Annotated in this window: 9 protein-coding genes; 3 read left to right on the plus strand and 6 right to left on the minus strand. The window is 46.9% G+C overall.

Annotation, left to right across the window (positions count from 1 at the left end):
• Window positions 1-21 precede the first annotated feature (21 nt).
• Window positions 22-2,064, plus strand: a complete 2,043-nt coding sequence (locus tag HGH91_RS01615; RefSeq protein ID WP_168736708.1) for a hypothetical protein — start codon at window positions 22-24, stop codon at window positions 2,062-2,064.
• Window positions 2,065-2,142: 78 nt separating this feature from the next.
• A complete protein-coding gene (locus HGH91_RS01620) occupies window positions 2,143-3,231 on the plus strand; it encodes a tail fiber domain-containing protein (protein WP_168736709.1) in 1,089 nt (362 codons plus the stop codon).
• Window positions 3,232-3,353: 122 nt separating this feature from the next.
• On the opposite strand, the gene HGH91_RS01625 is transcribed toward HGH91_RS01620, so the two are convergent.
• The 5 genes from HGH91_RS01625 to HGH91_RS01645 all read right to left on the minus strand — a co-directional run bounded on the left by HGH91_RS01625 (window position 3,354) and on the right by HGH91_RS01645 (window position 11,589).
• Entirely contained in the window at window positions 3,354-4,544 is a 1,191-nt protein-coding gene (locus tag HGH91_RS01625; protein WP_168736710.1) for a thioredoxin family protein, read from the minus strand.
• Window positions 4,545-4,566: 22 nt separating this feature from the next.
• Window positions 4,567-6,024 (minus strand): RagB/SusD family nutrient uptake outer membrane protein, encoded by a 1,458-nt coding sequence (locus HGH91_RS01630; protein WP_168736711.1) that lies wholly within the window; start codon window positions 6,022-6,024, stop codon window positions 4,567-4,569.
• A 12-nt stretch (window positions 6,025-6,036) separates the two neighbouring features.
• Window positions 6,037-9,495 carry a SusC/RagA family TonB-linked outer membrane protein gene (locus HGH91_RS01635; RefSeq protein WP_168736712.1) on the minus strand — a complete coding sequence of 1,153 codons (3,459 nt, stop codon included), beginning with the start codon at window positions 9,493-9,495 and terminating at the stop codon, window positions 6,037-6,039.
• A gap of 279 nt (window positions 9,496-9,774) precedes the next feature.
• Window positions 9,775-10,902: a FecR family protein gene (locus tag HGH91_RS01640; protein ID WP_168736713.1), complete on the minus strand. Its 1,128-nt coding sequence runs from the start codon at window positions 10,900-10,902 to the stop codon at window positions 9,775-9,777.
• 99 nt (window positions 10,903-11,001) lie between these two features.
• On the minus strand, window positions 11,002-11,589 hold the full coding sequence (locus HGH91_RS01645; protein WP_168736714.1) for an RNA polymerase sigma factor: 588 nt from the start codon (window positions 11,587-11,589) through the stop codon (window positions 11,002-11,004).
• A gap of 660 nt (window positions 11,590-12,249) precedes the next feature.
• On the opposite strand from HGH91_RS01645, the gene HGH91_RS01650 reads away from it, so the two are divergent.
• Entirely contained in the window at window positions 12,250-15,399 is a 3,150-nt protein-coding gene (locus HGH91_RS01650) for a TonB-dependent receptor (protein WP_168736715.1), read from the plus strand.
• Between the two features lie 75 nt (window positions 15,400-15,474).
• On the opposite strand, the gene HGH91_RS01655 is transcribed toward HGH91_RS01650, so the two are convergent.
• Window positions 15,475-16,419 carry a serine protease gene (locus HGH91_RS01655; RefSeq protein ID WP_168736716.1) on the minus strand — a complete coding sequence of 315 codons (945 nt, stop codon included), beginning with the start codon at window positions 16,417-16,419 and terminating at the stop codon, window positions 15,475-15,477.

The following is a 16,419-nucleotide window of genomic DNA, read 5'->3' on the forward strand; positions in this document are numbered from 1 at the left end:
ATGATTTTTAAAAATTATCATATGGCTATTATAAATTTTGATTTTATAAGAACAGGAATGGGGATAGTCGCCCTGGCACTATCTACATGCGCAAATGCACAGAAATACACCACCATCCTGCCGGATATTGCTGTGAATGTTCATAGTACAGGTGACGGCAGGGGGGATGTACATTTGGAAATAAAAGCGAATGCCAGTGGCCAGGAAACGGTACGGTCATTATTTAAATTTGGATTGGGCATTCTGCCTGATAATGCCCGGATAAGTAACCTACACCTACGGTTGTATGTGCAGCGGAAAACAGATCTGCTAAGCGCCTCACATCAAACCGTCACATTATTGCAGAGTTATACGCCCTATTGGGAAATAGGAACGGCCAGCTGGAACAACCCGGTTTTTGATCTTACCAAAAAGATTGGTATGTTCCCTATCGTGTCTTCGACAGATATTGTCAATATTAAGCTGGCTATACCGGCCCGTTCCGAAGGAGTGACCGATTTTCTGAAAACAGCCGATACCAGTTTATCGCTGGCAGCCCGCTCCCCGCAGCAGAGCCAGGATAATTTTTTCTATTCCGACAAAGCGCAGAGTTTAGGTGTGCAGTATTCGAAGAAGCCTAAGCTGATTGTTCAATATGCGATGAATATTTACCCTAAGCTGTCTGACTGGTCGCAATTGCGTAATAACGGGCAGCATACAGGCTACACCGGCTGGATGTCGAATGCATTTACTACTGCCGTAGCGATCGATACACTTTATCGTCCGGCTAGGGGATATATTGCCGGAGCTGATCCCGTAGGTGCTATGCTGATCTACAACGCTAATCCTATTGTATTTGTGCGCGATTCAACCAGTGATGAACCGATTCGTGTTGTTCAGTTAAATGGCGCCGGCAATACGTTATGGAGTGTACCCATGAGAGAAATGAATAAATTTTGCCCGCTTATCGATACAAAAGGCCGGATGTACTGTATTACCGCTAACCGGCTAATTATTTTTGATCTGAATAACACAGGCAACAAACTGTTGGATGTGCCCCTGTCCAGCCTATTGGGTGATGATGTGGGAGGTGTGATCAATACGCCTACACTGGGATATGATGGTATGCTTTACCTGCCTGCCAGTGCAGCAGTAGTAGCACTTACACCTTTCCCCCAACTCAAAACCCTCTGGCGCTACCCTATAGATAAAGACAATGAAATAGCTGGTCCTGTATCACTGAATAGCAGTGAGCGCAATGCTTTCTTTATAAAAGTAAACAAAAATTATGGCCAGCTGATTGCACTGGACAATTCAGACGGCACTTCCCTGGATTCCTCTTCACAAAATCATTTGAGCACGTATGTTTATGATGAATACACAAACTATATACCTGCACCGGTGATAGCAGATGATTCCAGTGTTCTGGTGCTGAATGGTTTTGATAACAGTAATACGTTGTTTTGTTTCAAGTGGGCCGCAGATAAAGGCAGATTATCGCTTTGGGACAATATTACTTCAGGAAAAACAGTGAATACGGGCATCTCACAACCAGTCGCAGATACGCGGGGCAATGCCTATTTCGTTTTTAACAATTACCTGCTGCATTACCGTCCTGCAGACCGGTCAAGGTTTTATGAGGCCAGCGGACAAAAATTAGATAATGCTTCCCTGTTGGTAGTGAACGATTCGTTGCAGGTTTTTGCATTGGATGCGGTTAATAACCTTGTTGCCGGGTTCAGTACGGGCAATCAGTACATGCGGAATACCTTTGTAACTACTCCGGCTTCCGGTGCTTCACTCAACTTCAGGAAAAATATTGTGCTGGCCCCTGATGGCACATTGTACAGTGCAAATAACAACTGGCTCATCGCTGTTAAAACTACTAAAGTAAACACAGATACGCTGGATCTGACAGCGATAAAAAATAATACGCTTTACCGGGCCAATAACCAGGTCAATGTAAGCGGCACCGTGATGAATACTGTCAACGCTGTTATCAGTAGTGGTGGTGGTATTGGCTTTCAAAACGGCTTTACTGTTGAGCCCGGCGCAAAATTATCTTTTCAACCAGGGTTTAAATGAGCCGGAAATTTTTGATGCCGGATTAAAACAGGTGAGTATCACCAGTCATTATAACATTAACAATTCCAATCTTTATTTATGTATAACTCCATTACATGTCCTTTACGGCTTAAGCCCGATCTGGCAGTTTTAATGCTGGTATTTATTTGCTTGCTGGGTAATGCCAGTGTGGCGCAAACGCCATTGTATATTGATCCTAATGGGAACGTAGGGATAGGCACCAATAAACCGTTAACCAGGTTGCATACAATTGGCAATAGCCAGTTGGAGGGACGCCTGAATGTGATTGGTAACAGCCAGATGGATGGTAGTTTGAATGTGAATGGTCAGTTGTCCTTAAACAGATCGCCATCCGCTTCCAATGCGCCGCTGACGATAGGTAATGCTACTTTCAGGAACTATTTCATACAAGACCAGGTAACCCAGTTAGGCTATCAATGGAATCCTGAAAAGGGCAACGACGTTGTTTTAAACCTGACCGACCGCAGTGGTAATTCGGGGATGTTTGATCTTTCCATTTATGCCACCGGCGGTATTATGGGAAGAACATTCTACGCTTTTTCCGATGCCAGGGTTAAGACGAATATCGTCTTGTCCAATGCTGTAAATGATCTGGTACGGATTAATAAACTGAAGGTCTCAGATTATCAGTATAAAGATCAAATTGCTCACGGGACTAGTGTTTACAAGGGATTTATTGCACAGGAAGTAGAACAGGTATTCCCGGAAGCTGTTAGCAGACATGCAGATTTTTTACCGGATATTTTTGCAAAAGCAGTAAAAGTAACCGTTGTTAACAAGACGCTGAACGTCAGTTTAAAAATGCCACATCATTTATCAGGAGGCGACAAGGTTAGACTGATTGTAAATGGTACTAGTGCGCAGGATGCTGTTGTGGCCGTAACCGATGCCAACACTTTTACAGTGGAGAACTGGAATGGACCAGTCAATGAGCTATTTGTGTATGGTAAACAAGTGAGCGATTTTCGTACGGTAGATTACCAGCAGATATTTTCGCTGGGCATCAGTGGAATACAGGAGCTGTCGAGAGAAATAACCGCCCTCCGGAATGAGAATTTGAAGCTCAGCCAGGAAAATGCTGCTAATAAAAAGCTGCTGTTGGATATCCAGGTGAGATTGCAGGCACTTGAAGAAAGAAATAAATAGCTTTGGGCAGGGAAGAAATGCCAACAAAGGAGCCTTGTTGCTTAAAAAGCAAAGGCCACCGCATAAACGGTGGCCCTGCCGGTAGGTTGGTTTAATAGATTTCAGCTGTTACTGATAATTATTTACAGCGCATTCAATTGATCAATCAGCTGTTGCACAATCTTTTCAATTTTAGAAGTTTCGGCCAGCGCGTAAGCTTTCTTAGCTGCTTCCAGGCCTTCTTCCTTGCGTTTCATTTCCAGGCAGATCTGCGCTAGTGTGCTCTGTGTACTGTATTCTTTCGGGTCCAGCACTACCGCGCGTTTCGCCATAGCGTAAGATACTGGCAAGGTTTTGGGCTCCACAACACCTCGGGAACCAGAGCGGCGCGCCAGGAAACTCAATTTATCCGGATCATCGTTGAGTACACCTTTCAACCCTGCATTGGCTACGCGGATATAATTATCGAAGTCTTTACGAGCCAGGTAGAATTCTGCTTCCATCATCAGACCTTCTTTTTTACGTGCAGGCATAGTCGATTTACGGAAGAAGTCAATCCGCTTCCAGAACAGCTCATCTTTATTATCGCGCATGTAACCAAACAGCAGCGAAGTAGTCAGCCTGTTGGCCATAGTATCTATCTCTCCCTGTCTTGCAAATGGCTTGAAGTCGGCCTGATGTTTCATGAACCATCCACCCAGGCGATCTTCGTCCGTTCTGGCGAGGAGGCGGATCGCTTTCCAGCCAAGCGCTGAATTCAGCTGCTCTTCCGGGAAGTTGCTAACAATTTCTTCTCCGATCCGTTCTTGCTTGTTCCTGTCGTAGTGATGTAATACGCTGTAGAAGTCCAGCATAAACTGCATATCCCTTTTGCCGTTGTCGTACTGTTGTTGCAGGGAAGCAAGGCCTTTGGCAGGATCGTTCGCATTCTCACCAACGGTCATGAATTCTTCAGCACTCATCCGCGAGCCGGAGCGGTATACCAGCTTGCCATTGGCGTCAACGAACAGGTATGTCGGGAAAGAACTTACGGTATATTGTTTCCGTATCTCCATACCTTCTCCTTTCTCCATGTCAAACCGCGCATTGATGAAATTCCGGTTGTACTGTTCAGCAACCGCCGGCAATGTAAATACATTGTGGTCCATCCATTTGCAGGGCGCGCACCAGGAGGTATAGCAGTCAATAAATATCAGTTTCTTTTCTGCAATCGCCTGTTGCTTCAATGCTGCCAGGCTGTTGCTGCGGAAGCGGATGCCTTCCTGCGCAAAAGTAGCGGCAGCAAACAACAGGCACGCCAGCAGCAAGGGTATCATTAATAATCTTCTCTTCATTTTGTTCGTTTTAGAGGTGAAATTACCTTTCATACTGAGGTATACCGCTGCTGAATTCCAGCACTTTTGGCGGTACAGGCAGTATATATCGGTTATCGTTTGCAGGCAGCGTAGTGCTATTGGCGCCCTGGGTATGGGTAATTGTTTTTGCAAAACGCGGATCTGTATTCAGACGCTTCAGGTCCACCAGGCGATAGGTGGCTATCAGGCAGAACTCCCTGCGGCGCTCGTCCAGCACCAGTTTTAGCGCATCTTCATTGGTGGCAGCGGTAAGCGCCTGGTTATTTTTGATGCGTTTATCACGCAGTGCATTCACCAGTTTCAGCGCTTCGTCTTTACTGCCTACACGTGCTTCGCACTCTGCTGCAATCAGCATGATTTCCGCAGTGCTGAGGCCCAGGTTAAAGTCGATATACGGTGCATACAACGACCTCCCGGGGAAGTACACTGTTTTCACACCAAACGTTGCCTCTCCATTACAAAAGAACAAGTTTCTGCGCTGGTCCACGGCGTCTGCCGGCAGGTCTTTACCGAATACAGAAAGCAGGTCGTTACTTACATACACTTCGGCATTCACGGAAGAGGAGGAGCCGTTGGCAAAGCGCACCCACACGCTTTCGCTGCTGAGGTTCGCATCCGGGAAACGTTGTGCAGTATCGGAAATCAGGCATACGCGACCAAAAGTTACCCCCTTGATGGTTCTGTATAACGTATAGTCGATCAGGTTACTGTTGATGGCTAGCGCCGATTTTGCATTGCTCAGCGCCTCAGGGTATTTACCCATGTACAGGTACATGCGGCTGAGGAAAGAATATCCCACGCTTTTGGTGGGGTGGAACACATTCTTGCTTTTTGTGGGCAGGTCCTGCACAGCAGCTTCCAGGTCAGCTTTGATACGATCGTATACTTCCGCTACCGTATTGCGTTTATAGGGAGCGTTGATGTCTTCTGTAAGAATTACCGGCACACCGTAATCGCTCCCTGCTGTGGCCGCGTTATATTGTTTGGAATAGGCATTCACCAGGGTGAGGTATTCGAACGCTCTGCCAAACAATGCCTCTGCCTTCAGCTGCTTTTTCTCCAGCTCGGAAGCATCGGGCACATTCATGATGTTGTTTACAATGATATTGTAAGTATAGATGTGGCTGTAAGCACCCTCCCACAGGGGATCTGATGTGCCTGGCACAAAAACGCCGTTATGGGCAAAACCATACAGGTTTTTCTTGTAGTCTGACAAACCGGTATAACTCGCCTGTTTGATGACATCATTCGGCTCTCCCACCTGTACATCGTCTGTCAGATAGTTCGGGTAGGCGGCCGACACCCTGATCAGGTCCTGACTATTCATCAGCTTGGCGTAATCCTCATAGAACTGCGGGATAGTATAGCCTTTGGGCTTCACGTCCAGGAACTTGCTGCAGGAAGATAAGAACGTTGTTATGGTGGAAGCAGTAAATAAGAATACTACTAATCTTTTCATTTTCGATTCAATTTAGAGATTTGCATTTAAACCAAAAGTATAGGTAGTGGCCGGAAGGGCGCCGCGGCTTGGCGCCAGCGTTGTACCATTCCATACTTCCGGATCCAGTTTTTGCGGGTTGGCGCTCCACCTCCAGAGGTTTTGTACCTGGAGTGATACTTTCAGATTCTTCAGGTAAGCCCTACGGATAAGTTTTGCTGGTACGCGGTAACTCAGCGTTACATCGCGCAGCTTAATGTAATCAGCTTTACGAACATAGGTGTCTGCCGCATCCCAGATATCGGTGATAATGCCGCTGGTTGCCTGTCCGTATGCGGGCGCCATACCCGGCTCCAGTTCGTCGCCTTTCTGTTTCCAGTATTTCAGCACATTGCGCTCTATGTTGGAATTATAGTTCAGTTCCGGGAATTTGGTGAGGTAAGGCGATTTCACATCTCTCAGCACATGCCCGCCGTAATAGGTGAACATAAAAAACAGTTCAATGCCTTTATAGCCAATCGTGTTCAGTAAAGAGGAAGCATAAGGTGGTACGGAAGTTCCGGAATACACGAGGTCGTTCACCGTCAGCTGCTGCGTAGTTTTTACAGTTTTTCCGTCTGCCGTGTAGGCGAGGGGGTGACCGGTATCGTCCAGGCCTGCATAACGGATACTATACAATGCTCCCATAGGTTTACCTACGCGGTTCTGTGCCTGGTAATAATAGTAGTATACAGAGTTGCCGGCGTTTTCCAGGCGGGTAAGCTGGTTCTTATTATAGCTGAAATTCAGGGTGGTGTTCCAGAACAGGTCTTTGGTTTCGAAATTCTTGCTGGTGAGCGACAACTCCACACCCCTGTTATACATGCTGCCGTAGTTTACCGTTACTGCATCCCAGCCGATAGTGGGGTCGGAGTTCATGTTGCCGAGCAGGTCGTCAGTTTTCTTGTTGTATACATCAATAGTACCGGAGAGACGCCTCTTAAAGAGACTGAAATCAATACCCAGGTTCGTTACGCGTGTTTTCTCCCAACGCAGGCCAGAGTTTGGCGGGCTGGACACAGACGACTGAAAGTCGTTAGTCCAGTAGTTGGTATAAGTATCATCTTTCGTGATCAGGTAAGGACCAGCATCTTTCTGCACGTTACCATTGATACCGTAGGTAGCGCGTACTGCCAGCCTATCCAGCCAGTCGTATTTATCTTCTGCCATCACATATAGCAAACCTGCTGACCACAGCGGCTTGTATTGGTATTTTGGATCGGTACCAAAGAGGTTGGACTGATCCATACGGATACTACCGGTGGCGGTGATACGGTTGTTGAAAGTGTAGGAACCGTTACCATAGAAGGATACAAAGCGGTTGTCTTTCACCAGGAAACCGTTTTCAGCCCTGGAAAGACGGAATTGTTTGAACAGCGCCTGGGTGTTATAGATATAATTGCTTAGCGCCAGTTCATCAATGGGTTTATAGTTGAGGTTGTAGTCATCGTATCCATACTTGTAAACATCTGTACCTGTGTTTACAATTTTCCTTCTTTCCGCACCGGCAATTACATTCACCTGGTGTTTATGCTGAAAATTAGCCTGGTAGTTCAGTTGTCCGCGCAAGGTGTAGGAATTGGCATCATAGCGGTTTTCGCGGATCTGCCCTCCTTTTGGAATGTAATTGATCACTTTGCCGGTATTGTCGATCACGGTAGCGTCGTTGATTTGTGTATTTACGGTATAGGAGTTTTTGCTATACAGTTGTTTGGTATACCCTTCTGTTCTCTCTGTCTGGTAACGAACGTCGAGTGTCAGCCCTGGTATCAGCTTAAAGTTAGCGCCAATGTTGAGGTTATTGTATTTAGAGGTCGCCAGTTTATGAGCGCGGCTCATCTCTGTAACAGGCCTGTAGGTTTCGTCCTGCAATCCCAAACCGTTCAGGCGGTCCATTTCATACTGTGATTTACCATTCAGCCATTGAGCAGGATGTCCATTTTCATCGCGCAACATATAGTAAGATGCTTTACCGCCGTTGAGGTTGCTCATGGTGGCGAACCCATTGTCGTTATCCTCTTTGGTATAGCTACCCAGCAGGTTAACGTCCATTTTGAACCATTGGGTCATGGTAAATGCATTCTTCAGGTTGTAGCCGAATCGGGAGGTAGGGCTGCTTGTTTTTTCGAACGGTGTGTTGCCGGTGTAGTTACCGGAAAAATTGTACCGGTACTTATCAGCGCCACCTGAAACGGTGAGGTTGTGTTGTTGTGTAACGGAGGTTTTCCTGACCAGTTCATCCAGCATCTGGTCGTAGCGATCGCGGTTGCGGTATACGTCCAGCTGTTGCTGCAGCTGGGCATCGGTGATTTTGCCGGCTTTGTGCTGGTACAGCAGTGCGTATACATCGTTCATGGCTTTGCGCGGGTCCAGCGCAGCGGGATCACCGGAATTGTAGTTGAACATATCCTGCTGGAAGTTCACCAGCTCGGCGCTGCTCATACGGTTGGCATAACTCCTGCTGGGCAGTGGCGTTACTTTTACGCCCACATTATAGGTAACCGTTGCTGGGCCAGGTTTACCACCGCGCGTGGTAATTACCACTACGCCATTTGCAGCGCGCGCGCCGTATATAGAGGCGGCACTTGCATCTTTCAGCACGTTGATGCTTTCTACTTCATATGGATTCAATGCCTGGATATCGCCTTCATACGGAATACCATCTACCACAATGAGCGGAGCGCTGTATGCATTAATGGTAGATACGCCGCGAATCTGCGTGTTACCGCGATAGGAAGTAAGACCGGCAGCCATCCCTTCCAGCCTGTCCATGATATTGGTTTGCAGTTTACCGCTCATATCGCTGGCGCTTATAGTGGAGAAAGAGCCCGCAGCGCGCTCTTTCAGGATCGTCTGGTAACCGGTGGACACCACTGCTACCGTAGTCAGCTCATTCACCGTTTTCTGCATCACTATCCTCGTTTCTCTGCCGGGATGCAGTCGCTGTTGGGCAGGCTGATAACCAATAGAGGAAAAGATGTATACCGGCATATCTCCGGCATCCTCTACGCTAAAACGTCCATACTGATCACTGAATGCTGTTTTACCGGTTACCTTGTGACGGATGGTTACCGCAGGAATTGGCTGACCATCCTGGTCCACCACCTGGCCAATGGCCGGCTTAACGGTATCAGCAGCCAGGTTCGCCAGCTTGCTGGCCGGCCTTTTGGACAACGATACGGTTTGGCCTATGATCTCGTAATTGATCGGCTCTTTTTGAAAAATCAGCGCCAGGAAGCTGTTCACCGGCATGTCTTTTACCTGTACGCTCACCGGCTTACTACCTTTCAGTACATCCTGGTTGTAGAACATTACCAACCCGGTCTGCGCTTCTACCTTTTCGAATACCTTTTTCATCGGCATACCGGAGCACGACAGTGTTACGGTTTGCGCCAGGCCTCTTGCATGTACCTGCAGGCATCCTGCAAGTAGAAAGTAGGCTATGAATCTCATGATGAGTAAATTTTTACGCGACAGAAGATTAACTCCGGGAGACCGCATCGCCCTTTGCCATAATTTCATAGATTTGTTACAGTTTTGGTTAATAAAAGCTATATCTGGCCAAATTGACCCGAACGCCGCCGTTTCAGCTCTCACCCTGAAGCGGCTTTGTTTTTTCCGGATCTGATTTTTTGTTTTATATTACTGACAATACTTTCCCTCTCAATGGATAGCCATTGAATTTTTCGTAAAGCCTGATTAATGATGGTACTGTGCTCCTGGTATGGTAGCTCAGCGCATAATAATTAGTTTATTTCCTTCCAGCCTGCATTTAAGATCAGCGCGTGCAAGGATGCGCAACAGTTCGTTCAGTGTGATATTGCGGTTCATCTTTCCGCCAAACCGGATATCCGGTACACCGTTTTCGTATTGTACCTCAATGTCGTACCAGCGCTCAAGCTGGCGCATAGCGTCTTCCAGCTGCACGCCATCAAAGTAGAATAATCCATTTTTCCATGCTGTAATTCTTTCTATGTCTGCGTGCTCATTGACTGTTATGCCGGACTGCCTGATACTGGCTTGCTGTCCGGGTTTCAATATAGTATGTTCATTGCCTTTTGCCACGCGTACGGCTCCACTCAGGAGCGTTGCTTCTATATTTTTTTCGTTGCTGTAAGCTTTTATATTAAAATCTGTACCCAGTACTTCTACTTTCGACTGGTCGCTGATATTTACGATGAAAGGTTGACGCGCGTTGTGGGCTACTTCAAAGTATGCTTCCCCGCTCAACTGTACTTCGCGGCGGCTGCTATGGAAGCAGGTAGGATAACGCAGACTGCTGGCGGAATTGAGCCACACTTTGGTGCCATCAGGTAATACCACTGCAAACTGGCGGCCCCTGGGCGTTTGCATGGTGTTATAAGCGATTTTACCCGGGCTGCTGTCGTTTTTATATTGCAGTGTTCCATTTGACATTTGCACTTTTTCACCGGATTTAGATATTAGCCATCCATTGCCGATGCTGTCCAGCACAACCTGGCTGCCATCGTCCAGCGTAAGAACAGCGCCATCTTTTCCCGGTGGGATAGTTTGTTGTGGTACAGCAGCAATGTGCTGTTTTTGCTGCTGATGGCGGAGCAGGTATCCTCCCGCGGAGATGATCACTATGGCTACCGCTGCGGCGGCAGCCCAGCGGAACATGGGCCTGATGCGGTGGCGGGTACTCGCTGGCCGGTCGTATGCCAGTGTTGCCTGTAGTACTTCTTCCAGCCTGGCATCGTATGGCGCAATATCTTCAGGCGCTATTTCCATAGCAGCAGCAGCCGCTACAAACAGTTCTTCATTCGCAGGGTTATACAGCATGGAGTCGAACTCCTGCCGTTCTTCCTGTGTCAGCTGGTGCTTAGCCAACCTTTCCAATAAATACCTTATACGTTGCTGCTCCATAATCTGATAAACGCCCTTACTTACTAAACCAGCGTAAAGGAATGAATGTACTCATCCGGCAAAAAAAAATTTTTATAGCATCAGGAACAGGATGGGGAGATGCTTGCCCGCCTGGCGGAGCCGTTCCCTGATGAATTGTTGCGCGGTACTCAATGCATTGCGTACATAGCTGTGCGATAGGTTAAGCTGCGCCGCAATTTCCGCGGAAGTCAGTCCCTGCGATCTGCTCAGCAGGTAAATCTGTTTGCGCTGTGCGGGGAGCGATGCCACCGCTTCAGACAATACTTCCTGTGCTTCCTTGTAGGAGAGAAGACTTTCTGCTTCATTATTCACTATAGCTTCCGGCTGATGTTCTCCCAGCCGCTTTTTTCTCACTGCATTGTTGTGTAGCAGCGTAAAACATTGCCTGGCTGCAATCTGCTTGATATAGGCTGTAAGATGTTCTATTTGCGGAAGTTTATCACGCTGTAACCACACGCGGATAAATGTTTCCTGCAGCACTTCCAGCGCTTCTTCATCCTCTTGTATAATGCAGCGGATATGCGTGCGCACCACAGGAGCCAGTTCACGGAACAGCAAAGAGAATGCCTGCTCATCGCCCTCTGCGATGCGCTCCAGCAATGCTATGTCCTGGTGTAACTGGTAGTTAATTGTACTCACTGTCCGCTGATTTACCTTGGTTGGCGCTATTAGTTACTGCGCGGTAAATATACAAAATGAATGTCTTTCTTTTCTAGTGATATAAAAAACGGTGATAATAAGAAAGTGTTTTTCTACATCTTTGCAGCACCGGCTTAAAACAAAAAAGCCGCTTCACCAGCGGCTTTCGTTTCGAGGTTTTAGCGGATTCGAACCGCTGTACGAGCTTTGCAGGGACCTGCCTAACCACTCATCCATGAAACCTGATGTTTATAATATTACCATTTTTCACCCACTGGCAATACCATTTTTCTTTGTTGGGACCGCGAAAGTAGTAAAATTCTAATAACCACCAAACATTATTCAAGAAATAGCTGGAAAAAGATTTTTCCATGTAACTATGAATGCACGACTATTAATTGTACATTGGTTTCCTGTGGTGGTGCGTAGCAGGGGAGGAGATGGTGGTACTGACGGATTGTCGATGTAGTATATAATATGCGGTCTCCTGTTATAAATTGTACCGATATGCAGCGCAATAAAAACGTGACCTTATTTAAACCTGTCTTATCTGTAACGCCTACACGAAAACCCAGATATAATATTTTGTTAACATCATGTTAATATTCTATAAACATCACGTAGATAATTTCGCGAACTGAATTTAAACCATCTAAATCGATGAAGCGATCACTCTGTCTGTTCTTTATTACGTTAGGTATGCTAGCGTCTTCCTATGTATTTGCCCAATCTACGCTGGCCGATTTGAATGGTCAGGTCAAAGCCAAGGATGGTACCCTGATTCCTGGAGCATCTGTTACTGTAAGAAATGAATCCACTGGTTTCACCAACAGAACCCAGTCAAATAACAAAGGCCTTTACACTTTTAAACAATTGCCACTCGGTGGTCCTTACACGATTACCGTATCGGCAGTGGGTTTCGGTGCGCAGAAAAAGCAGGACTATAACCTTAACCAGGGAGATGTGCTCCAGGTGAGCTTTGACCTGGAACAAGCTGTTTCAAACCTAGATGCCGTTACCATCGTATCTACTTCCAACAGGAAAGCCATTGTAAATGCGGGCGCTGCTACTACCATTACCCCCACAGATATGAACAGGTTGCCTGTCAACGGAAGAAACTTCGCTAACCTAGCGGCATTGTCACCGCTTACCGGTAATGGTAACAGTATCAGTGGTCAGCTGGGATCTGGTACCAACTATACGATCGATGGTATGACGGCGAAAAATCCTACTTCTGCTGGTCCTACCACGTCCAGGAGCGGTGCGCCGTATTCTATCTCTATCGAAGCGGTTCGTGAGTTTAAAGTGGTTACCAACCAATATGATGTTACGCTCGGCAGGTCCGGTGGCGGTACCGTGAGCGCTGTTACCAAATCCGGTACCAACACGGTATCCGGGTCGGTATTCGGCTATGGTCGTGCCAACTGGTTATCCAGCCCTTATGATATCCGTGGCAACAAAAGAAATAACGACTATTCCACTTACCAGTTCGGAGGTTCTATCGGCGGACCCATCATCAAAGATAAATTGCATTACTTCTTTGCCTGGGACCATCAAACCGACAACCGTTCCCTGGTAATCGCAGATGTACAATCTAATTCCGATCAACTGGTATATAATATCACCAGGAATGTACTGGATACATTTGTAGATATTGCCAGAACAAAGTATGGCGTTTCCAACCATGCACAATATGGCTCTTTTGGAAAGACACGTAAGTCCGATGCCGGCTTCCTGCGCCTGGATTGGCAGATTAACGATAGAAACCTGTTGACCATCAGGGACAACTATACCAATGATATCAACAAGCTGGGTTTGATTGATAATACGGCCATTGACCTGTATGAGTCAACCGGTAACGACTTCAACAAAGATAACAGCCTGTTGCTGACGCTGAGGTCTACCATCAGCACTAAAGTGACCAACGAGTTAAAGGCGCAGCATTTATATACCTGGCAAGCCAGCAGGCAAAATGATGAGCTGCCAGGTGCGCTTCCAAGAGCGATCGTAGAAAACGTCACTTCTGTGTTGTCTGATGGATCTACCAAGTCTACCAATGTCCAGATCGGTGGCCACCGCTTTGGTCAGGAAGGATTTACCAACAACGTTTTCCAGCTCACGGATAACCTGTATTACAACACCCAAAAAGTAAACTATACCTTTGGTATCGATCTCATGTATACGCACGCCAAATCACTGTATGGTAGCGAAGTAAATGGTCGCTATGTGTACAGAGGTCTGGATGCTTTCCGTAATAATACGCCCTATGCCTTTTATCGCGAAGTGCCATTGGTAGCCGATCCAAGCGTAACTTCCGGTATTTTCAATGGCGGTATCTATGGTCAGTTGCAAACCGACCTGGGTAAAGGGGTAAGCCTCACGGCCGGTTTACGTTTCGATATGGCTACTTATCCCCAGGCGCCATTCAACGAAGATCTGTATAAGGCACTGGGCTTAAGAACCAACAACAGCATTAAGTCTTTTGTGCCACAGCCAAGGATCCAGTTCACATGGGATGTTAACCAAAAGCACACCGATTATATCAAAGTGGGTGCAGGTGTATTTAGCTCCGATATTAATAACTATATGCTCATCAACAACCTCACATTTGATGGCCGGCATTTCGGAACAGCTAACCTGAACGCGAGTTCTGTAAGTATACCTTCTCCTGATTTCGCGGCATTCAGGAAAGATCTTTCTACCGTACCAAATTTTGCACAATACCAGTTGCCACTCATCAACTACACAGGTCCCGACGCTAAAATACCTGTCGTTTACAAGGCTAATATCAATTATACCAAATATATTACCAGCCGCCTGAGAATGGGCGTTTCTGCTTACCTGACCTACGGCCGTAACAACTATTTCTATATAGATAGGAATATGGTGGAAACCCCATATTTCACGATGCCTAACGAGGCCAACAGGGGAGTATATATTCCTTTAGATAAGATGAATACCAGCGGTGGCAGTGGTAACTACTTAGATGGCAGAATCAATAATGCGTTCGGTAGGGTACTGGAATTAACCAGCAAGGGTAAAAACAATACCTATACTTTTGTATATGACGTTAACTACCGTTATTATAAAGATGGTAGCATCACCGCCAGCTATACCTGGAACGATTCCAAAGATAATACCTCCTACAACGGTAACGTTGCCAATACTGCTACCTTAAGTTTACCGGTGGCAGATGATCCACGTAATTTGAGTAAGATGAGTTATTCGGATGCACAATTCCGTCATAAGGTAGTATTCTATGGTACATCGCCCACCGTTGCAGGATTTGTGTTCAGCGTACGCTTCTCCGGTATCGGAGGCACCCGTTACAGCCTGCTGGCTGGTGTAAACAGCAACCAGGATTTTGTAAGTGGTACCAACGACCTGGCTTATGTATTTAACCCCAATGATCCGGCAACATCCGCGGCTGTTAGAGACGGTTTGAATAAATTGTTGAGTTCAGGCGCCGGTGGTAGTTTCAAAAAATATATTGAAAAATCGGAAGGTAAGATTGCAGAAAGAAATGGGGGTGTCAATGGTTTCTATGGCACGTTCGATTTAAGACTGGCTAAAACACTTAAAGTGTCCAAGAAGAGCGGTTTTGAGCTTTCTGTAGATGTTTTCAACTTCGCCAATATGCTCAACAAGAAATGGGGCGCCAGCCATAACTTTGGCAATACCTCGTTATACCGTGCTTCTGCATTCAGCAAAGATACCCGCTCGTACAACTATTCCGTTAATACCAGCGGAATTGCCAACCCGGGTGGAGATCCTTACCAGGTGCAGTTAGGAGTAAGATTCTTCTTCTAAAATCATCTGCAAAACTCATATTGTTCATCGCCCAGCCGAAGTTTCACTTCAGTTGGGCGATGGACATTTTACAGCTCACCTCCCCAACAACTCCAGCAGCGCCGCCACCGGCGCAGTATCTTTCACCACCAGCTGTTGATGTACGCCGGTCGTCATAGCGCCTTTCCCCTGGTCTGTTGAGATCGGTGCAGTAGACGACACAATGCCTATCAGATTACCACATTTATCCAATACCGGGCCGCCGCTTGAACCGATGGCATAGTCTGCGGTAATTTCCATGCGAACAGGAGGCTTGCCAAGCGGGTTATAGCCTGCTGCCGCGGCCTGCTTATCAATGGTTACATTCCTGGCTACAATGCCATGGCTGAAGTAGTAGAAATACCCCAATGGATGGGAGAGGCAGTATACCGGATCGCCTGTTTCGGCGGGCCTTCCCAGCGGCAGCGGAACCAGTGGCATGCTTTGGGTATTGATATGGAATACGGCGATGTCATTGTTCTGCGAGTAAGCCAATATCCTGTCAATAAAGTGTACATGCCCATCGGGGGCAATGATAAAATAAAGGCTGTCGTTATCGTTTCCCGGCAGTGGTTTTTGCAGGATATCTTTCAATACATGGTAGTTAGTCACGCAAATGCCGTTGGTGCTGATGGCAAAGGCGGTGCCTATCAGGTCGAAATTCATGGCGCCCGCCGCCTGTGCTTTCTGCAGTTTACCGATAATGAATACACTTTGTTTTCGCCGCGCATAAATGGAGGCGCCGTCCAGCGGTTTTCTGCCGGCACGAAGGGTGGTGATGGCAGCTCCTTTAGGCGGCGCTTCATCTGCCAGCAGGGCCGCGCTATCTTGCAATGTTTTCAGCGAAATAAGGGCTTTGCCGCGAAGTGTATCTAAATGAAGATGACTGAAGAATTGCTGGTAATCGATGTACCTGTTATTGTTGGCTACCGCCTGCCCGCGGGCGCTGGTATGCCACAACAGCAAGAAAGTGCCGATCAGTATTAAGTAGCTTGTTTTCAT

This window comes from Chitinophaga eiseniae (genome assembly GCF_012641265.1).
In the GTDB taxonomy this organism is placed as follows: domain Bacteria; phylum Bacteroidota; class Bacteroidia; order Chitinophagales; family Chitinophagaceae; genus Chitinophaga; species Chitinophaga eiseniae_A.